The sequence below is a fragment of the Streptomyces sp. 840.1 genome, assembly GCF_003751445.1.
Lineage (GTDB): Bacteria > Actinomycetota > Actinomycetes > Streptomycetales > Streptomycetaceae > Streptomyces.
Genome location: NZ_RJUU01000001.1, coordinates 3,798,644 through 3,816,541 on the forward strand (window position 1 = coordinate 3,798,644; position 17,898 = coordinate 3,816,541).

At 72.4% G+C, this 17,898-nt stretch carries 16 protein-coding genes; 8 read left to right on the forward strand and 8 right to left on the reverse strand.

The genetic code is table 11. The features are described 5' to 3' along the window. Positions 1–27 precede the first annotated feature (27 nt). On the reverse strand, positions 28–561 hold the full coding sequence (locus EDD93_RS17265) for a DUF4240 domain-containing protein (protein ID WP_123527832.1): 534 nt from the start codon (positions 559–561) through the stop codon (positions 28–30). 90 nt (positions 562–651) lie between these two features. Between EDD93_RS17265 and EDD93_RS17270 the strand changes: the two genes are divergently transcribed. From EDD93_RS17270 to EDD93_RS17280, 3 genes are read left to right on the forward strand one after another with little or no spacing between them, the layout of a single operon-like run. Further along, positions 652–1,143: a GNAT family N-acetyltransferase gene (locus EDD93_RS17270; protein ID WP_123525984.1), complete on the forward strand. Its 492-nt coding sequence runs from the start codon at positions 652–654 to the stop codon at positions 1,141–1,143. Between the two features lie 8 nt (positions 1,144–1,151). Next, positions 1,152–2,528, forward strand: a complete 1,377-nt coding sequence (locus EDD93_RS17275) for an MFS transporter (RefSeq protein WP_260255764.1) — start codon at positions 1,152–1,154, stop codon at positions 2,526–2,528. Further along, a complete protein-coding gene (locus EDD93_RS17280) occupies positions 2,518–3,981 on the forward strand; it encodes an aminotransferase class V-fold PLP-dependent enzyme (protein ID WP_123525986.1) in 1,464 nt (487 codons plus the stop codon). The genes EDD93_RS17275 and EDD93_RS17280 overlap by 11 nt, the downstream gene beginning before the upstream one ends. Before the next feature lie 70 nt (positions 3,982–4,051). Here EDD93_RS17280 and EDD93_RS17285 read toward each other — a convergent pair whose 3' ends face one another. Further along, positions 4,052–5,017: an aldo/keto reductase gene (locus EDD93_RS17285; RefSeq protein ID WP_123525987.1), complete on the reverse strand. Its 966-nt coding sequence runs from the start codon at positions 5,015–5,017 to the stop codon at positions 4,052–4,054. A gap of 137 nt (positions 5,018–5,154) precedes the next feature. After that, on the reverse strand, positions 5,155–5,994 hold the full coding sequence (locus tag EDD93_RS17290; protein ID WP_123525988.1) for an MOSC domain-containing protein: 840 nt from the start codon (positions 5,992–5,994) through the stop codon (positions 5,155–5,157). A 103-nt stretch (positions 5,995–6,097) separates the two neighbouring features. Between EDD93_RS17290 and EDD93_RS17295 the strand changes: the two genes are divergently transcribed. Next, positions 6,098–6,766, forward strand: a complete 669-nt coding sequence (locus tag EDD93_RS17295) for an O-methyltransferase (protein WP_123525989.1) — start codon at positions 6,098–6,100, stop codon at positions 6,764–6,766. Between the two features lie 140 nt (positions 6,767–6,906). Here the strand turns inward: EDD93_RS17295 and EDD93_RS17300 are convergent, their stop codons facing one another. Continuing rightward, complete coding sequence (locus tag EDD93_RS17300) at positions 6,907–7,548, reverse strand: superoxide dismutase (RefSeq protein ID WP_073739012.1); 642 nt, start codon at positions 7,546–7,548, stop codon at positions 6,907–6,909. A 441-nt stretch (positions 7,549–7,989) separates the two neighbouring features. Here EDD93_RS17300 and EDD93_RS17305 point away from each other — a divergent pair, with 441 nt between their 5' ends. Beyond that, a complete protein-coding gene (locus EDD93_RS17305; RefSeq protein ID WP_123527833.1) occupies positions 7,990–9,651 on the forward strand; it encodes a GAF domain-containing SpoIIE family protein phosphatase in 1,662 nt (553 codons plus the stop codon). A gap of 35 nt (positions 9,652–9,686) precedes the next feature. Here the strand turns inward: EDD93_RS17305 and EDD93_RS17310 are convergent, their stop codons facing one another. Further along, entirely contained in the window at positions 9,687–11,105 is a 1,419-nt protein-coding gene (locus tag EDD93_RS17310; RefSeq protein ID WP_123525990.1) for an amino acid permease, read from the reverse strand. A 400-nt stretch (positions 11,106–11,505) separates the two neighbouring features. Here EDD93_RS17310 and EDD93_RS17315 point away from each other — a divergent pair, with 400 nt between their 5' ends. After that, positions 11,506–12,102 carry a biotin transporter BioY gene (locus EDD93_RS17315; RefSeq protein WP_123525991.1) on the forward strand — a complete coding sequence of 199 codons (597 nt, stop codon included), beginning with the start codon at positions 11,506–11,508 and terminating at the stop codon, positions 12,100–12,102. Here EDD93_RS17315 and EDD93_RS17320 read toward each other — a convergent pair. Next, entirely contained in the window at positions 12,083–13,393 is a 1,311-nt protein-coding gene (locus EDD93_RS17320; protein WP_123525992.1) for an FAD-binding oxidoreductase, read from the reverse strand. The genes EDD93_RS17315 and EDD93_RS17320 overlap by 20 nt on opposite strands. Positions 13,394–13,497: 104 nt before the next feature. Next, positions 13,498–14,949, reverse strand: coding sequence for an amino acid permease (locus EDD93_RS17325; RefSeq protein WP_123525993.1), 1,452 nt, complete (start codon positions 14,947–14,949; stop codon positions 13,498–13,500). Positions 14,950–15,178: 229 nt separating this feature from the next. On the opposite strand from EDD93_RS17325, the gene EDD93_RS17330 reads away from it, so the two are divergent. Further along, positions 15,179–15,667: a ribose-5-phosphate isomerase gene (locus tag EDD93_RS17330; protein ID WP_123525994.1), complete on the forward strand. Its 489-nt coding sequence runs from the start codon at positions 15,179–15,181 to the stop codon at positions 15,665–15,667. Between the two features lie 86 nt (positions 15,668–15,753). Further along, entirely contained in the window at positions 15,754–16,563 is an 810-nt protein-coding gene (locus EDD93_RS17335; protein WP_123525995.1) for an Fpg/Nei family DNA glycosylase, read from the forward strand. A 36-nt stretch (positions 16,564–16,599) separates the two neighbouring features. Here EDD93_RS17335 and EDD93_RS17340 read toward each other — a convergent pair whose 3' ends face one another. Then, positions 16,600–17,832 carry a GNAT family N-acetyltransferase gene (locus tag EDD93_RS17340; RefSeq protein ID WP_123525996.1) on the reverse strand — a complete coding sequence of 411 codons (1,233 nt, stop codon included), beginning with the start codon at positions 17,830–17,832 and terminating at the stop codon, positions 16,600–16,602. Positions 17,833–17,898: the final 66 nt, after the last annotated feature.

Genomic DNA, 17,898 nt, shown 5'->3' on the forward strand with positions numbered 1-17,898 from the left:
GCGACACGGGGCCCGCAACCGGCGGCCTCAGCCGTACAGCGCGTCCAGCCCAGGCAGCCGCTCCGCCAGCTCCTCCTCGTCGTCGAAGTCGAAGTCCCACGCGGGGTCCAGGTCCGGGAGATCGACGGTGAACGCCCCGCGGGGCAGCTGCTCGCCCGTCACCCGCCGGTAGGCGTCCCACGCGACCCCGAGCATCCGCTCGCACTCCAGCTCCTCGTACTCGGCCGAGGCCTCCTTGACCACCGGCAGCTCCGCCAGCGCGTCCGGATCCGCGACCACCCGCTCGAACACCTCCCGGCCCTGCGTCATGAGCCAGCCCCGGAAGTAGTCGAACCCGTCGTCCGAGCAGCCGCCGTTCACCAGGTACGCGGCCGCCCACAGCGGCGCCCGGTAGGAGGCCGCCATCAGGTCCCACAGCAACTGCTGCGCCGCGACGATCTCGTGTGCCGGCCGCCCGGTGAGCAGATCCGAGATCCGGTCGGCCACGCCATCCGCGTCCGCCGGGTCCCTGACCAGGGCGCGGGCGTCGTCGATCAGCTTCCAGAAGTCCTTGGAGTCCATGATGGGAAGCATGACGGAGGGGTCTGACACCACCGGGCCCCGAACGGCCCGCCGCCACCGGGCCGCCCGGCCCGGGAGACGGAGTACCGCATGAGAACACGGCCCGCACGCCCCTGCGAAGCCGGGGCACTGACCGAACTCGCCCTGCGCTCCAAGGCGTACTGGGGATACGACGAGGCGTTCATCGCCGCCTGCCGTGCCGAACTCACCATGACTCCGGACGACATCGGCCCCCGCCGGACCGTGGTCGCCGAGGAGGACGGCCGCATCCTCGGCTTCACCACCCTGGAGGGCGAGCCGCCCGCCGGGGTGCTCGGCATGATGTTCGCCGAGCCGGAGGTGGTCGGGCGCGGGGTGGGCCGGCTGCTCTTCGGGCACGTCGTCACCGAGGCCCGCAGGCTCGGGTTCGCCCGGTTCACGATCGACGCCGACCCGAACGCCGAACCGTTCTACCGGGCCATGGGCGCGGTCCGCATCGGCGCGACGCCGTCCGGATCGATCCCGGGCCGCGAACTGCCGCTGCTGGAGTTCACACTCGCGTCACGCCGAACTCTTGCCGGGGGCTCGAACTCTCGTTCATGATCGGCGGCATGCCAGCCGACGTCCGTACCGACGTGACACCGGACCCGGATCCCGTACCGGGCCCGCGCCTGCCGCGACAGGTCCGGATCGGATATGGGCTCGGCTCGCTGTGCACCGGCACGTTCGCCACCGTGCCCGGACTGATCCTGCTCTACTACCTCACCGACGTCCTGGCCGTGCCCGCCGCCGTCGCGGGCGCCGCCGTGTTCCTGCCCAAGGCCTGGGACGTCCTGATCAATCCGCTCGTCGGCGCCCTGTCCGACCGCAGCCGGCTGCGCGGCGGACCGCGCCGGCCGTTCCTGCTGACCGGCGCCTGCACCCTGCCGCCGCTCTTCGCGCTGATCTTCGCCGCACCGCCGCTGCGCGGCGCGGCCGCCGCCGGGTACGTCGCCGCCCTGTTCCTGCTGGCCGCGACCGCCTACGCCGTCTTCCAGGTGCCGTACGTGACGATGCCCGCCGAGATGACCGAGGACCCGGGCGAACGCCGCCGGGTGCTCGGCTGGCGGGTCACCTTCCTCGGCGTCGCCATCCTGCTGTCCGGCGCACTCGCCCCGGCCATCGCGCACGCCGACGGCGACACCCCGGAGAGCTACCGGCTGATGGGCCTCGCGGTCGCCGCGCTGCTCGCCGCCGGCATGTTCGGTGCCTGGTTCACCACCCGCCGGGCCCCGGCCGTCGCCCGCAGCGAGGCCGAACCCTCGCTGCGGGCCCAGCTCGCCGCCGTCCGCGCCAGCGGACCGTTCCGCCACCTCGCCGCCATGTGGACGCTCCAGGCCCTGGCGATCGGGGTGATGCTCGCGGGCGTCCAGTACTTCGCCACGTACACCCTCGGCTCACCCGGTGCCGTCACCCCGCTCTTCGCCTGCCTGATCGGCCCGCTCGTGCTGTTCATGCCCCTGTGGAACCGGCTGGCCCGGCTGCGCGGCACGAAGTACGCCCAGGGGTGCGCCTCGGCGCTCTACCTCGCCGGAGCGGTCGCGCTCGCCTTCACCCGGCAGGGCGGACCGGCCCTCGGCTATGCGGCCACCGCCGTCATCGGCATCGCCTACGCCGGGCTCCAGCTGCTGCCGCTCACCATGCTGGCGGACACCATCGCCGACGATGCGGCGCGCACCGGGAAGCGGCGCGCCGCGACGTTCACCGGGCTCTGGACCGCCGCCGAGACCCTGGCCTTCGCGCTGGGCGCCGGGCTGTTCGCGCTCGTCCTGGCCGCGACCGGGTTCCGCTCCTCCGACGCGGGCCACCGGGTGGAGCAGCCCGGCGCGGCGCTGGACGGGATCGCCCTGGGCATGAGCGTGCTGCCCGCCGTCCTGGCCGCCGCGAGCCTGTGGATGCTGCACCGCTACCGAGACCCACTCCAGGAAGAGCCCGCCCATGCCGACTGACCCCGCACCCGCCGTCCCCGCCACTGACGTACTGGCCGAACTCGCCGCCCTGCGCGGCGCCGACGCCCCCACCCGGGGCGGCCGGACCTTCGCCTACGTCTACGACGCGGGGCTGGCGGGCCTCGACGAGCTGGCGGCCGCCGCGTACTCGGCGTACGCGACCGTCAACGGCCTGGACCCCACGGTCTTCCCGAGCGTCGCCCGGCTGGAGAACGACGTGGTGGGCGCGGCGGCCGCGCTGCTGGGCGGGACCGGCGCGCAGGGCACGTTCACCAGCGGCGGCACGGAGTCGATCCTGCTGGCGGTGAAGACCGCCCGCGACCACGCGAAGGCCGAACGCGGAGTGAGTGAACCCCAGTTGGTGCTGGCGTCCACCGCCCACGCCGCCTTCCACAAGGCGGCCGCCTACCTGGGCCTGGAACCGGTCGTGGTGCCCGTGGACCGTTCCACCTACCGGGCCGACGCCGCCGCCATGGCCGCCGCGATCACCCCGCGCACCGCCCTCGTCGTCGCCTCGGCACCCTCGTACGCCCACGGGGTCCTCGACCCGGTCCCCGAGATCGCCTCGGCCGCCGCCGCGCGGGGTGTGCTGTGCCACGTGGACGCCTGCATCGGCGGCTGGCTGCTGCCCCATCTGCGGCGCGCGGGACAGGAGATACCGCCGTTCGACCTCTCCGTACCCGGCGTCACCTCGCTCTCCGTCGACCTGCACAAATACGGCTACGCCGACAAGGGCGCCTCCGTGGTGCTCTACCGGGACGCGGAACTCCGCCGCCACCAGTACTTCGCCCACGCGGGCTGGCCCGGCTACCCGGTCGTCAACCCGACCGTCCAGGGAACCAAGTCGGCGGGGCTGCTGGCGCAGGCGTGGGCGGTCCTGCGGTACGTCGGCGACGACGGCTACACCGCCCTGGCCGCCCGGGTCGCCGAGGCCTCGGGCCGGCTGCTCGCGGGGCTGCGCGCGACGGCGGACGTCCGGGTGCTCGGCGACCCCTCGGCGGGACTCGTCGCCTTCACGGTCCTGGCCGGGCCGGACGGCGCCCCGGACCTGAGCCTGCTGCTGCACCTCGCGGACGAGATGCGCGGGCGCGGCTGGTACCTCCAGCCGCAGCTCTCCTTCGACGGACTGCCGCCCAACCTCCACCTCACCCTGACCCCCGCAACGGTCGGCCAGGTGGACGCCCTGCTCCGCGACCTGGACACGGCGCTGCACGCCGCCCGCGCCCTGCCCCCGGTCACGGTGGACCCGGCCCTGGCCGAACTGGCCGCCGGCCTCGACCCGTCGAAGCTCGGCCCGGACGAGATCGAGGCGGTACTCGCCTTCGCGGGCCTCACCGGCGAGGGCGGCCTGCCCACCCGCATGGCCCCGGTCCTGATCCTCCTGGACGCCCTGCCGGGACCGCTGAAGGAACGGCTGCTCGCGGAGTTCGTGGGGTCGGTGTTCCGGATCTGAGGGGCGGCGAGCGGGCGGGGGGCGGCCCAGGAGGGCGCTCCTCGCCCCGGCCCCTCTTCCGGACCCCGGCTCAGGCGTAGAAGTCCCGCTGCCACCGGTGCTTCGCCAGCACGGCGAGCTGGTCCGGGGTGAGCGGGTGGCCGTCGCTCAGGGCGGTGTTGCGCTCCACGTTGCGGACGCTGCGCATCCCGGGGATGACGGTGGAGACCGTGGGCGAGCTCAGTACGAACCGCAGCGCGTGCTCCGCGACGGCGTCCGGTTCGATGCCCAGGTCCGCGACGATCGCCGCCACCCGGCGCTCGACCTGGGCCGGGCGGTCGTCGCGGAAGTAGCGGTTGCGCCAGTCGCCCTCGGGGAACGTCGTGTCCGCGGTGATCCGGCCGGTCAGCCCGCCCTCGTCCAGGGCCACCCGGACGACGACCCCGACACCGTGCTCCTCGCAGGCGGGCAGCAGTTCGTCGGCCGGTGACTGGTCGAACACGTTGTAGATGACCTGCACGCTGTCCACCGCGCCGCTGCGGACCAGCGCGAGCGCGCTCCCGGGCCGGTGGTCGTTGACGGAGACGCCGAACAGGCGGATCTTCCCCTCGCGCTTCAGCTCGGTGACCGTCTCCAGCCAGTCCCCGCGCCCCACCCACTCGTCGTGCCAGACGTGGAACTGGAGCACGTCGAAGTGGTCCAGGCCGGACGCGCGCAGACTGGTCTCCAGGCTCGCGCGGATGTACTCGCCCGGGAAGGCCTCTGCCGGGTCCGTGCCGTCGGCCGGGGGCCAGACGCCGTTCTTCGGCGGCACCTTGGTCGCGACCAGTACCTCGTCCCCGGCCCGCTCCCGCACCATCTGACCGACGATGCGCTCGCTCTCGCCGTAGCCGCGTGCCGTGTCGATGAAGTTCACCCCGAGGTCGACGGCCCGGTGGAGGGCGCGCAGGGATTCGTCCTCCGTCGCGCCCACCCAGCTGGACTCGCCGATGCCCCAGGCGCCGTAGCCGATCTCGGACACGGACATTCCGCTGCGGCCCAGCTCGCGGTAGCGCACAGCCATCCTCCAGGTGATCGTCCGGGGCCGGTGCGGGGCCGTGGCTCCTCACCGGCAATCGAAGCTGACGATAGGCGACCCGTGCGCCGGGGGCAGCTGGGTTTCGGTGCGCCCGGCGGGGGAGCGGTGCCCAGGGCCTACGGGGTGACCAGGCTCTGGACCGTGACCGGGTCGCCCACGCTCACCGCGCCCTCGCAGACCACCGCGTTCTTCACGCCGAAGCTGACCCGGTTCCCGTACTCCGCCTCGCGGCGGTACGTCGCCAGGGTCCGGACCGGCTCCGGACCCCGGCGCAGGCCGGTGACCTGGTCGACGAGCGGGACGCTGCACCGCGTCGCCCGTACCGAGTGGGCCAGTTCGACGGAGCCCAGGGTCATCCGGCGCACCCGGTCCTCGAAGTGCGGTTCGTCCTTGCCGGTCAGCACGATGTTGGGGCGGAAGCGGTCCATCGGGACGGCTGCCGCGTCGCCCCGGGCGGAGATACGGGAGTTGAGGTCGTCCAGGGAGGCCGTCGAGGTCACCAGTACCGCGTGCGCGTCCGCGAAGTTGACCTTGCCGGGGGTCTCGCCCCAGCCGTCCCGGTCGAAGCCGGGGGCCGCCCGCACCAGGCGGGACTTGGCGCCGAGCACGTCGGAGAACCACTCCGCGACCGCGTCCCCCTGATCGACGGCCGCGCCGAGGGGGCGGTCGAACATGCTGACGTCGCGGCGCGGGCCGTCCCGGTCGACGTCCAGGAGCAGCGGCTCGACGCCCTCGGCCGAGAGTGCCAGCGCCGCCCCGGACCGCAGGACGGCGACCTTGATGGCGGCCATCGCCGGGTGGGTGCGCTGGCTCCGGAAGGCGCCTTCGCCGGCGTCCACCACCATGAAGGTCCGGTCGTGTTCGAGGCCGGCCCCGAGGACCCGCGCGGAGTCGGTGGCGGTCCCCGCGCAGCCCTTGACCGGGTAGTACACCAGCTCTCGCACGGTGATCGTCATGATGTCCTCTCCGGGGAAAACGCTGGGGCCGCCATCATCCCATTCGCTCGGCATGAGGTAAGTTCCCTTTGGGAACTTAAGTGGTACGGAGAGGGGACATGCCATGACGCAGGCGCTGTGGGCCGAGGTCGACGACTACTTCAACGCTCTGCTGGTGGGTTCGGACGAGGCCCTGGACGCGGCCGTGGAGGCCAGCGAGAAGGCCGGGCTGCCGGCGATCCAGGTCGCGGCCAACCAGGGCAAGCTGCTGAACCTGCTGGCCCGGCTCCAGGGGGCGCGCACCGTGCTGGAGATCGGCACCCTGGGCGGGTACAGCACCATCTGGCTGGCCCGCGCGCTCCCCGAGGGCGGGAGGGTCGTCACGCTCGAAGCCGATCCGGAGTGCGCCGAGGTGGCGCGCCGGAACATCGAGCGCGCCGGGCTCGCGGATGTCGTGGAGATCCGGGTCGGCCTGGCCCTCGACACGCTGCCGGCCCTCGCGGAGCAGGGGTACGGGCCGTTCGACGTCGTGTTCATCGACGCCGACAAGCCGAGCAACCCCGACTACCTGGCCTGGTCCCTGAAGCTGACCCGGCCCGGGAGCCTGATCGTCGCGGACAACGTCGTGCGCGACGGAGAGGTGGCCGACGAGGCCAGCGAGGACCCGAAGGTGCGGGGCGTGCGCCGGTTCACCGAACTCGTCGCCGCCGAGCCGACCCTGACCGCGACCGCGCTCCAGACCGTCGGCACCAAGGGCTACGACGGCCTGCTGATGGCCCTGGTCACGGAGTAGCCGCCGACCGCCGCCCGCGCCGCGCGGGCATGGAAGGGCCCCCGCGAGTCATGTCCTCGCGGGGGCCCTTCGTTCATCCGCCTGCCCGGTGAAGGTTGAGAAGACGATCACGAGGCAGGGCGTTCACGGCGCTCCTGGGGTCAGGGGGCGAGCAGCAGTACGTCCGCGCGCTCCTTCGCGGCCGCGTACCGCTTCGCCACGTCCTGCCAGTTGACGACGCGCCACATCGCCTCGATGAAGTCGACCTTCTGGTTCTTGTACTGCAGGTAGAAGGCGTGCTCCCAGGCGTCGAAGACGAGGACCGGGACCGAGCCCTGGCCCACGTTGCCCTGGTGGTCGTAGACCTGCTCGACGATCAGCTTGCCGCTGACCGGCTCGTACGCGAGGACGCCCCAGCCGGAGCCCTGCGTGGTGGCCGCGGCCTTCGTCAGCTGGGACTTGAAGCCCGCGAAGGAGCCGAAGGACTCGGTGATCGCGTCCGCGAGGCCGCCGACACCGTCGGCGGCCAGCGGCTCGCCGCCGCCGTCACCGGTCATGTTGTGCCAGTAGATCGAGTGCAGGATGTGGCCGGAGAGGTGGAACGCGAGGTTCTTCTGGAGCCCGTTGATCGCTCCCCAGGCCTCCTTGTCGCGCGCTTCCTCCAGCTGCTCCAGGGTGTCGTTCGCGCCCTTGACGTACGCGGCGTGGTGCTTGTCGTGGTGGAGCTCGATGATCTGCGGATTGATGACCGGTTCGAGCGCCGCGTAGTCGTAGGGGAGTTCCGGGAGCGTGTACGTGGCCATGGTTTGTAGCCTCCAGCTGCTGTCCTGTTGTTATTGCAACCTATATGCAAGAGCAGGCTAACAGCAGGAGCGTGTGGAGTTGATCAGTCCTTCGGACCAGGTCTCCGGTCCGAGAGGGGTCAGGTCTCCGGCCGGAGAGGGGTCGGGTCTGCGGCCGGAGAGGGGTCGGGTCTGCGTCCGGACCGGGCCGGGTCTCCGTTCCGGTCCGGCGGGTCCGTCCGGACGGGTGCCGGGTCCCTCCGGCTGAGCGGGCGGGGCTGCACGGCGGCTCCGGGGTACGGTATGGGGCATTTCGCCCTACCATTCTGCCTAAGGTGATGTTTGCGCACCCGCACCCCGCGTTCCGCAATCGACCGACGGAGGGCCGAGTCCTTGACCGGCGAACTGGGCAGGCTGGAGGCGCTGCGGCTGGCCGGGCTGACGGCGGCGGCCGACCCCGGCATGGACCGGTTCGCAGGGCTGGTCGCCCGGTTCCTGCGCGTCCCAGTGGCGCTCGTGTCGCTGCTGGAGACGGACCGGCAGGTCTTCCCGGGCATGGTCGGTCTCCAGGAGCCCTGGGCGGGGCGGCGGCAGACCCCGCTGACCCACTCCTTCTGCCAGCACGTCGTCGCCAGCGGCGAGCCCCTGATCCTCGGCGACTCGCGGCAGTACCCGCTCACCTGTACCAGCCTGGCCATCCCCGACCTTCAGGTGATCGCCTACGCGGGTATGCCGCTGACCGACGCCGACGGGCAGGTACTGGGGTCGCTGTGCGCCATCGACCACCGGCCCCGTGAGTGGACCGAGGCCGAGCTGCGCGACCTCGACGACCTCACCGCCGCGTGCTCCGTGGAGCTGCGGCTGCGCATCGCCAGCGAACAGATCCGGCGTGATCGCGACCTTGCCGACCTGCTGCTGCGTGCCTCGGTCGAACTGGCCCACGGGCATGACCTGACCGACATCGTGCGCCGGCTGCGCGGGCTGTTCGAGGGCCCGGACCAGCCGAAGTTCGTGGGGCTGCTTCTCGCCGAGGGCCGGGGGCTGCGACGGGTGATCGACCCGGAGTGCGTGGAGCCGGTGGAGAGCAGGCTCCACCGCTTCGAGGAAGGCCGCGGATTTCCCAGCCTGCGGGCGATGGCGGAGCAGCGGACCGTCTTCGTCCCCGACCGGGCCGCCCTGCTCGCCGACTACGGTCCCGAGGCCGTCGCCGGGTACGACTCGCTGTCGCTCGAATCCGCCCTGTGCGTGCCGCTGGCCAACGAGCGGGGGGTGCTGCTGTGGTGCTGGGCCGACTCCCACGTCCTCGGCGTGACCGAGCGCGCGGTCCTCACGGCCGTCGCCGGGTACGCCGGGCAGGCGGTGGAGCGCACTCTGTTCGTCGAGAACCGGCTCAGCGCCGCCGAGCAGCTCCAGGCCGCCATGCTCACCGAGCTTCCCGCCGTGCCCGGACTGGAGATCGCCGCCCTGTATCTGCCCGCCGCCGACCAGGACATGGTGGGCGGCGACTGGTACGACGCCTACCGGCTTCCGGCCTCCCCGGACGGCGGACCGGGTGGGCTGATGCTGTCCATCGGAGACGTCATCGGGCACGACATGGCCGCCGCCGCCGTGATGGGCCAGGTCCGCAGCATGCTCCGCCAGGCCACCCTGGGGCACCCCGGCCACTCGCCCGCCGCCGCGCTGGCGGCCGTCGACCACAGCTTCGCCGTACTGCCGCTGGGGCCGGGCGGCACCGCCGTGCACGCCCGTCTGGACCCGGGCGCCGGTCACTGGCGGCTGACCTGGTCCAACGCCGGGCACCCGCCGCCGCTGCTACGCCTGCCCGACGGCCGCGTGGAGACCCTGCGGGAACACGATCTGCTCCTGCTCGGCTCGCTGAGCGGCCACGGCCGCCACGACCACACGTACGAGCTGCCCCCGGGCAGTGTGCTCGTCCTGTACACCGACGGACTGGTGGAGCGTCGGGACAGCGACATCGACGCACGGGTCGAGCAGGCGGCGCTCGCCGTGGCCCGGCACGGTGAGCGCCCGCTGTCCCTGCTGCTGCAGACGCTGTCCCGGGAGACGCAGGACACCCCTCATCGGGACGACGTGGCGGTCCTGGCCGTCCGTATCACCAACTGACCCCGCCGGCAGGGCGGGGCGGCTGGGCCGGCCGCTCAGCCGGCCGTGCCCGCCGACCGCCGCTGGCGTACGGCGCCGATGACGATCAGGACCACCGTCAGCGCGCCCGTCGCCAGCAGCTGGTCGCGGGTGTCGGGCTGGCGGAGCATCAGGACGAAGATGCCCACCATGGCCAGCAGCGCCACCACCGTCAGGACCGGGAACAGCCACATCCGGACCACCAGCTTCTGCGGCTCCTCGCGCTCCAGCCGGGCGCGCAGGATCAGCTGGGAGACGGCGATGAAGATCCAGACGACCAGGATCACCGCACCGGTCATGTTGAGCAGCCAGGGGAACACGTCGTCGGGCCGCCAGTAGCTCAGCAGCACGCACAGGAAGCCGAACACGGAGGAGACCAGTACCGCGCGGCGCGGCACACCGGACGAGATCCGGCCCAGCCGCTTCGGGCCCTGGCCCCGGGCCACCAGCGAACAGGCCATGCGCGAGGCGCCGTAGATGTTCGCGTTCATCGCGGAGAGCAGCGCGATCAGGATGACCACGTTCATGATCTCCGCGGCGCCGCTGATGCCGAGGTGGTCCAGGGCCGCGTAGAAGGGGCCGACCGATACGACCTTCGGGTCGTCCCACGGGACCAGCGTGACGATGACCGCCATCGAGCCGACGTAGAACAGCGCGATCCGCCACATCGCCGTCCGCACGGCCTTCGCGACACCCCGCACCGGGTTCTCGGACTCGGCCGCCGCGATCGTGACCGTCTCCAGACCGCCGTACGCGAACACGGAGGCGAGCAGCCCGATGACCAGCCCCTCGGAGCCGTTCGGCATGAAGCCGCCCTCGCCGCTGAGGTTGGCGGTGCCGGGCGCGTCCGTGTCCGGGAGCACGCCCAGGATCGCCAGCACGCCCAGCACCAGGAACAGCGTGATCGCGACGACCTTGAGCGCGGCGAACCAGAACTCGAACTCACCGAACTTCGTCACCGAGGCGAGGTTCGTCCCCAGGAACACCACCATGAACAGCGCCACCCAGGCCCACTCCGGCGTCCCGGGCAGCCAGCCGGTGACGATCTTCGCCGCACCGATCCCCTCGAGGCCGACGGCGACGCAGAGCAGCACCCAGAACGCCCAGCCCGCCGTGAACCCGGCCCAGGGGCCGATCGCCCGCTCGGCGTGCACGGAGAAGGAGCCGGACGCCGGATTGGCGGCCGACATCTCGCCGAGCATCCGCATCACGAGCATGACCAGCAGCCCGGAGCAGGCGTAGGCGATGACGATCGAGGGGCCGGCCGCGGCGATTCCGGCGCCGGAACCGACGAACAGCCCGGCGCCGATGACCCCGCCGAGGGCGATCATCGACAGGTGGCGCTGCTTGAGCCCGTGGGTGAGGGCCGAGTCGGTCCCGTGGCCGGAGGTGACCGCAGGGGTGCCGGCGGGGGGAGGCACGGTGGTCCGAGGCATGGACGAGCTCTGTTCGGTCGGTGAGACGGGGGGACGTGTCCCAGTCTGGACGCGCGCACCGTTCATGCGGAACGGATGTCCGCTATACGGTCACCGTGCTCACACACGATGCGCACCGCGCTGCCGGGGGCGGCCCGGTGCCGAACTTCCTTCAGGGGTTCGCCGTTTAGAGGGAGTCGACAGTCGACTCCCGCCGCACCTCCCCGCCGAGGGGCGGTTGATCCGCCGCGACCTCCGTGATGAGCATCACGCGCAGGGGTGATTGTGTGTCGTGCTTTGTGCGAATCCCACCAAGCCTTCAACCGCCCCTTTGTGGGCCGCTGACGGTGATCCAGTGTCGCTCCGTCGGATAGCGTCAGGCTCAGCCCTCCACCCACCTGCCCTCACCCGCGGAGTCCCGATGAGTACTGCTGCCGCCGCCCCCGTCCGCACCGGAGCGGTCCTCGCCGACCTGCTGCCCGCCGCCCGGCACCGCTACGCCGTGGACACCGCCCTGGTGCTCGGCGGCGCCGCGCTCACCGGCATAGCCGCCCAGATCGCCGTGCCGGTCCCCGGTTCGCCGGTCCCGGTCACCGGCCAGACCTTCGCCGCGCTCCTGGTCGGCACCGCGCTCGGCGCCCGCCGCGGCTTCCTCGCGCTCGCCGTGTACGCGCTCGTCGGCATGGCGGGCATGCCGTGGTTCTCGGCCGGCAGCTCCGGCCCCGGCGGCGCCTCCTTCGGCTACGTGCTCGGCATGCTGCTCGCCGCGACCGTGGTCGGCGCCCTGGCCCGCCGGGGCGGCGACCGCTCGGCGCTGCGCACGGCGGGCACCATGGTGCTCGGCTCGGCCATCATCTACTCGGTCGGCGTGCCCTACCTGGCGCTGTCCACCGGCATGTCGGCGAGCGCCGCGATCGCGGCCGGCCTGACGCCGTTCCTGCTCGGCGACGCGCTCAAGGCGGCGCTCGCGATGGGCGCGCTGCCCGCGTCCTGGAAGCTCATCGGCCGTCGCGGCTGACGCCGTAGGCGCCACCGAAGAGGCTCGCCGGGTCGTAACGCGACACCAGACCGGCGAGCCTCTCGCGTGTCCGGGCGTCGTGGAAGCCCTCCGTGCGGTCCCCGCCGCCGAAGGAGAAGTTCAGCGAACGGCCCACGGCGAGCGGGGCGAGGCCCCCGGCCACCTCCTCGTACAGCGCCCGGACCGAGGCCACGTCCGTACCGTCCAGCGGTGACAGCAGCCGGAGCAGGAACCCCGCCTCGCGGAACGGCACCGCGTTGCCCGCCGCCGGGGCGGTGGCCAGGGCGCCGCCCAGGTGGTTGAGCTGGACCACGGTCATCATCGGGGCCCCTCGGCCGGTCAGCTCCAGCACCCGCGCCGCACGCTCGGGGTCCAGCCCGCTCAGCATCAGCCCGTCGCCGTAGTACGCGTGCGGGAACGGCGGATCGTTGTGGATGGCGGGGCTGTCGCTGTACGGCATCTCCCGCAGCGAGTCCGCCAGTGCGGGCCCGATCGCCCGCAGCGGCGCGACCAGCCGCCCGCCCTCGGCCGGGGTGCCGCTGTACGCGACCCGCACCGAGACGACGTACCGTCCCCGCATCGCCTCCGGCACCTGCGGGATGTCCGGGTAGACGAGTGCGGCCACCGACGACGTCAGCGCGTCGGGCACGGTCCGGACCCACTCCAGGTAGCGCCGGACCACCCGCGCGGCCGTCCCGCCGTCCCCGTCGAAGGCGAGCGAACCGCCGTACAGCCGGTCCACCGGGACGAGGCCGGTCTCCAGCCCGGTCACCACGCCCAGCCGGTGCCCGCCGCCGCGCAGCCCCCAGAACAGCTCGGGCTCGTCCTGCGGGGTGACGTGGCGGGCCGCGCCGTCGCCCGTCACCACGTCGAGCGACCGCACGTGGTCGGCGGCGTACCCGAACTCCCGGCCCAGGATGCCCAGCCCGCCGCCCAGCGTGTACGAGACGGCGCCCACGCCGGGCGCGGAGCCGTTCAGCGGGGCGAGGCCGTGCGCGGCGGCTGCCTCGGCCACCTGCCCCCAGGTGGTGCCCGCCCCGATGGCGGCGGTGCGGCGCACCGGGTCGATCCGTACGGAGTCCATCCGGCTGGTGTCGATCAGGACCCCGCCCTCCACGGCACCCGCGAGCCCGTGCCCGGTGGCGTGGACGGCGACCCGGAGCCCGTCCGAGCCGGCGCGGGCCACGGCCTCGCGCACGTCGTCGGGTCCGGCGGCCCCGACGACGAGGTCCGGGCGGACGGGGAAGCCGGTCTGGAATCCGGACGGGGGACCGGTGGGTGAGGCAGTCATGGCGGAGGCTCTCCACTCGCTCGCTCGATGGCTTACGAGGGAGAGCCTCCCCGCTATACCTGACAGTTTCCGTCAGGTATGCGCACGCGTTCAGGTGTGCGCGCTCATTCGGCGGAGGTGTCGGCCGGGGCGCCGCGGCGACGCCCGCGCACCTCCCGTACCAGCGAGACGGCCACCACCAGGACCGCGACCAGCAGCGAGAGCAGCACCTGCTCGCGTCCCGCGTCGTCGGTCAGCATGTAGACCAGCACGAACGAGATCATCGCGATGGTCGCCCAGGTCAGGTACGGGAAGAGCCACATCCGTACGACCAGCTTCTCGGGCGACTCGCGCAGGATGATGCCGCGCATCCGCAGCTGGGTGAAGCAGATGACCAGCCAGACGAACAGGGCGACCGCGCCGGAGGAGTTCAGCAGGAAGGCGAAGACGGTGTCCGGCCACTGGTAGTTGAAGAAGACCGCGACGAAGCCGAAGACGACCGAGGACAGGATGGCCGCCTGCGGCACGCCCCGCTTGTTGGTCCGGGCGAAGGCCTTCGGCGCGTCACCTCGGCCGCCGAGCGAGAAGGCCATCCGGGAGGCCGTGTAGAGGCCGGAGTTGAGGCAGGACAGCACGGCCGTCAGCACGATGACGTCCATCACCTGTCCGGCGTGGGGGATGCCGATCGAGTCGAGCGCGGCGACGTAGCTGCCCTTCTCCATGATCGAGGCGTCGTTCCACGGCAGCAGCGTCAGCACGACGAAGATCGAGCCCAGGTAGAAGACCGCGATCCGCCAGATCACGCTGTTGGTGGCCTTCTGGACGGCGCGCTGCGGGTTCTCGGACTCGCCGGCCGCCAGCGTCACGATCTCGCTGCCCATGAAGGAGAAGACGACCATCAGCACCCCGGTGAGGATGGCGCCCGGCCCCTTGGGGAAGAAGCCGCCGGTGTCGGTGAGGTGCGCCAGCCCCGAGCCGGCGTTGTCCGAACCCGGCAGTATGCCGAAGACCGCGAGCAGCCCGATGATCACGAAGGCGCCGATCGCGACGACCTTGATCCCGGCGAACCAGAACTCGAACTCTCCGTACGAGCCGACCGAGACCAGGTTCGTCGCGGTCAGCACCAGCATCACGATCAGCGCCCAGGCCCACTGCGGGACGCCCGGCACCCAGTTCTCCAGGATCTTGGCACCCGCCGTGGCCTCGACGGCGAGCACCACGACCCAGAAGAACCAGTAGAGCCAGCCGATCGAGAATCCGGCCCAGCGGCCCAGCGCCTGGTCGGCGTAGGCGGAGAAGGAGCCCGACGCCGGACGGGCGGCGGCCATCTCACCGAGCATCCGCATCACGAAGACGACCATCAGGCCGACCAGTGCGTACGACAGCAGGATGGCCGGTCCGGCGGCCGCGATGCCCGCGCTCGACCCCACGAACAGGCCGGCGCCGATCACGCCGCCGATGGCGATCATCGAGAGGTGACGGTTCTTGAGCCCGGCCTGGAGCCCGTCCTCGGGGCCCTTGCGGTCCGGCCCGTCGGGCTGTTGGCCCGGTCCGGCCAGAGTCGTCTGCGACGTCATGGATCGAATCCTCACGTTTTCGGATCACTCGGTGCGTGCCCGCCGCGGCACGGTGGTGAGCGGCGAGCGTTGCATTGAAGCCCGGTGCACCCTGAAAGCGGAACCCCTGCATCCACATCGTTGACACGATCGTTGTCTCCGAGGCTTCGCCGTACACAGGGTCCGCACATCAGGGCCACACCGCACCCCGTCGTCGGTTACCCGGCGAAGCTCGTGCCACACTCCTCCCATGCGCGTGTACCTCGGCTCCGACCATGCCGGTTACGAACTCAAGAACCACCTCGTCGAGTGGCTCAAGGCCCAAGGCCACGAGGCCGTCGACTGTGGTCCCCACATCTACGACGCCCAGGACGACTATCCGCCGTTCTGCCTGCGTGCCGCCGAGAAGACGGCCGCGGACCCCGACAGCCTCGGGATCGTCATCGGCGGCTCCGGCAACGGCGAGCAGATGGCCGCGAACAAGGTCAAGGGCGTCCGCGCCGCACTCGCCTGGAGTGAGCAGACCGCCGCGCTGGGCCGCGAGCACAACGACGCCAACGTGATCTCCATCGGCGGCCGGATGCACACCGAGGAGGAGTGCGTGAAGTTCGTCGAGATCTTCCTGGCCACCCCGTACTCCGGCGAGGAGCGGCACAGCCGCCGCATCGCGATGCTCACGGCGTACGAGAACACCGGCGAGCTCCCCCCGGTCCCGGCCCACCACCCGCAGCAGGGCTGACCGCCCCACCGCCCCCGCCGTGCCGCCGGAGCCCCCGGCGGCACAGCCATGTCCGCACCACCGCCTCATCCAGGAGGGCCGCCACCGTGCCCGAGGGCCACACGATCCACCGCCTCGCGGCGGACCACCTGGACCGGTTCGCCGGACGGCCGGTGCGGGCGAGCAGCCCGCAGGGGAAGTTCTCCGGCAGCGCCGCCCTGCTCGACGGCCGGGTGCTGGACGGCGTGGACGCGCACGGCAAGCACCTCTTCCTCGGCTTCGAGCGCACCGGCTGGGTCCACATCCACCTCGGCCTGTTCGGCAAGCTCGGATTCGGTACGGCCCCGGCCCCGCCGCCCACCGACACGGTCCGGCTCCGCCTGCTGAACGACGAGCACTACGCGGACCTGCGCGGCCCCACCACGTGCGCCCTCATCACCGGCGCCGAGAAGCAGGCGATACACGACCGGCTCGGCCCCGACCCGCTGCGCTCCGGCGAGGACGGCGAGCGTGCCTGGCTGCGGATCTCCCGGAGCCGGATCACCGTGGCCGCCCTGCTGATGGACCAGAAGGTCGTCGCGGGCGTCGGCAACGTGTACCGGGCGGAGGTGCTGTTCCGGCACGGCATCGACCCGTACCGCGCCGGCAAGGACCTCACGCGGCGCGAGTGGGACGCGATCTGGGCGGACCTGGGCGAGCTGATGCGCGAGGGAGTGCGCAACAACCGCATCGACACGGTCCGCCCCGAACACCTGCCCGAGGCGATGGGGCGCCCGCCGAGGGTGGACGACCACGGCGGCGAGGTCTACGTCTACCGCCGCGCGCGCCAGGCCTGCCACATCTGCGGCACGGAGATCCGGGCGGCGGAGCTGTCGGCCAGGAACCTGTTCTGGTGCCCGGCCTGCCAGTCCCGCTGACCGAGGCGGCGCCGGGCCGCCGGTCGCACCCGGCGGCTAGAACCCCCGGGGCAGCCACGGGGCCACGTCCGCCAGGAACGCCGACGACGCCTCCGCCACCGCACCCGCCCGCAGCTCCCGTACCCGCCCGGCCAGGGCCAGCGCGCGCAGCGACTCGCCGCCCAGGTACGCCGAGCCCAACTCCCGCACGGACAGGGCCAGGTCCGCCGCGTCCTCGGTGCGCTTGCACGACGCGCCCCCCTTCGCGTCGGCCGTCAGCCGCCAACGCCCCGCGTTCCAGGGGCAGAACGCGTCCTCGACCTCGAACACCACGTCCACCGGCCCCCAGTAGCTCCGCGCCTCCAGCGCCGCGCCCACGTCCACCAGCCGCACGTACAGCGAGTCCCGGACCCGGATCTCGCACCGCCGCACGTCCGACACCAGGTGCAGCACCGCGTCGTCCACCGGCCGGTTCCGCGCCTCGACGGTGGACGTCAGGTCGATGCCGAAGAGGAACCGCCACAGCGCCGCGTACGCGGCCGGGTCGAGCGCCGCCAGATCGTTCACCGAGACCTGCCCCTTGGGTCCCGACAACTCCCAGTCCGGTTTGATGTGGTACGTCGTATAACCCACCACTTCGCCGTCCCGCTCGGCGAGCACGCACTGCAGCGCCGAACCGCCCTGCCGGGAACTCACCGGATCGACGAGCGACTTGCGCTCCCAGCCCGGACCGTGGGCCGGGGTGCCGGGGCGGCCCGGCACCAGGCGGGCGTACACGCCCTCGCAGGCCGCGACCGCCTCGTCCTTCTTCGCGTGCCGCAGCCGGACCCCGTCCGTGCCCTCGGGGACGTCCAGCCGCACCCGGTCCGTATCGATCGACAGCGTCATCTGGCGGCTCGCCGCCCCGTACCCGTAGCGGCCGTAGATCACCGGCTCCGACGCCGTGAGCACGGCGAGCGGTTCCCCCAGCGCCCGTACGTCGTCGAGCTGCCGGCGCATCATCGAGGTCAGCAGCCCGCGCCTGCGGTGGGTGGCCGCGACACTGACCATCGTCACGCCCGCGGCCGGCACCAGCGCACCGCCCGGAACGGCCAGCCGGAAGCTGAACGCCCCCGAGGTGGCGACCACATCGGAGCCGTCCCAGATCCCGAGCGAACGCCCGTGCTCGGTCAGTGACTCGTCCAGCTCGCGTTGCTCGGGCGGTTCCGCGACGCCTCCGAAGGCGAGTTCCAGGCACTCGAACCATGTGTTCCATTCGGACGGCCGCAATACGCGGAGCTCTGTAGTCATATGCCATGCCTACCAGGGGCGCGACGGACAGGCGACCCGATTTCGAACGCATTGTCACAGGGGTCC

What these genes read in the sequence shown, in the direction of transcription:
- EDD93_RS17265 (WP_123527832.1), bottom strand. Translation starts at nt 561, where the DNA reads ATGGACTCCAAGGACTTCTGGAAGCTGATCGACGACGCCCGCGCCCTG.
- EDD93_RS17270 (WP_123525984.1), top strand. Translation starts at nt 652, where the DNA reads ATGAGAACACGGCCCGCACGCCCCTGCGAAGCCGGGGCACTGACCGAA.
- EDD93_RS17275 (WP_260255764.1), top strand. Translation starts at nt 1,152, where the DNA reads ATGCCAGCCGACGTCCGTACCGACGTGACACCGGACCCGGATCCCGTA.
- EDD93_RS17280 (WP_123525986.1), top strand. Translation starts at nt 2,518, where the DNA reads ATGCCGACTGACCCCGCACCCGCCGTCCCCGCCACTGACGTACTGGCC.
- EDD93_RS17290 (WP_123525988.1), bottom strand. Translation starts at nt 5,994, where the DNA reads ATGACGATCACCGTGCGAGAGCTGGTGTACTACCCGGTCAAGGGCTGC.
- EDD93_RS17295 (WP_123525989.1), top strand. Translation starts at nt 6,098, where the DNA reads ATGACGCAGGCGCTGTGGGCCGAGGTCGACGACTACTTCAACGCTCTG.
- EDD93_RS17300 (WP_073739012.1), bottom strand. Translation starts at nt 7,548, where the DNA reads ATGGCCACGTACACGCTCCCGGAACTCCCCTACGACTACGCGGCGCTC.
- EDD93_RS17305 (WP_123527833.1), top strand. Translation starts at nt 7,990, where the DNA reads ATGGACCGGTTCGCAGGGCTGGTCGCCCGGTTCCTGCGCGTCCCAGTG.
- EDD93_RS17310 (WP_123525990.1), bottom strand. Translation starts at nt 11,105, where the DNA reads ATGCCTCGGACCACCGTGCCTCCCCCCGCCGGCACCCCTGCGGTCACC.
- EDD93_RS17315 (WP_123525991.1), top strand. Translation starts at nt 11,506, where the DNA reads ATGAGTACTGCTGCCGCCGCCCCCGTCCGCACCGGAGCGGTCCTCGCC.
- EDD93_RS17320 (WP_123525992.1), bottom strand. Translation starts at nt 13,393, where the DNA reads ATGACTGCCTCACCCACCGGTCCCCCGTCCGGATTCCAGACCGGCTTC.
- EDD93_RS17325 (WP_123525993.1), bottom strand. Translation starts at nt 14,949, where the DNA reads ATGACGTCGCAGACGACTCTGGCCGGACCGGGCCAACAGCCCGACGGG.
- EDD93_RS17330 (WP_123525994.1), top strand. Translation starts at nt 15,179, where the DNA reads ATGCGCGTGTACCTCGGCTCCGACCATGCCGGTTACGAACTCAAGAAC.
- EDD93_RS17340 (WP_123525996.1), bottom strand. Translation starts at nt 17,832, where the DNA reads ATGACTACAGAGCTCCGCGTATTGCGGCCGTCCGAATGGAACACATGG.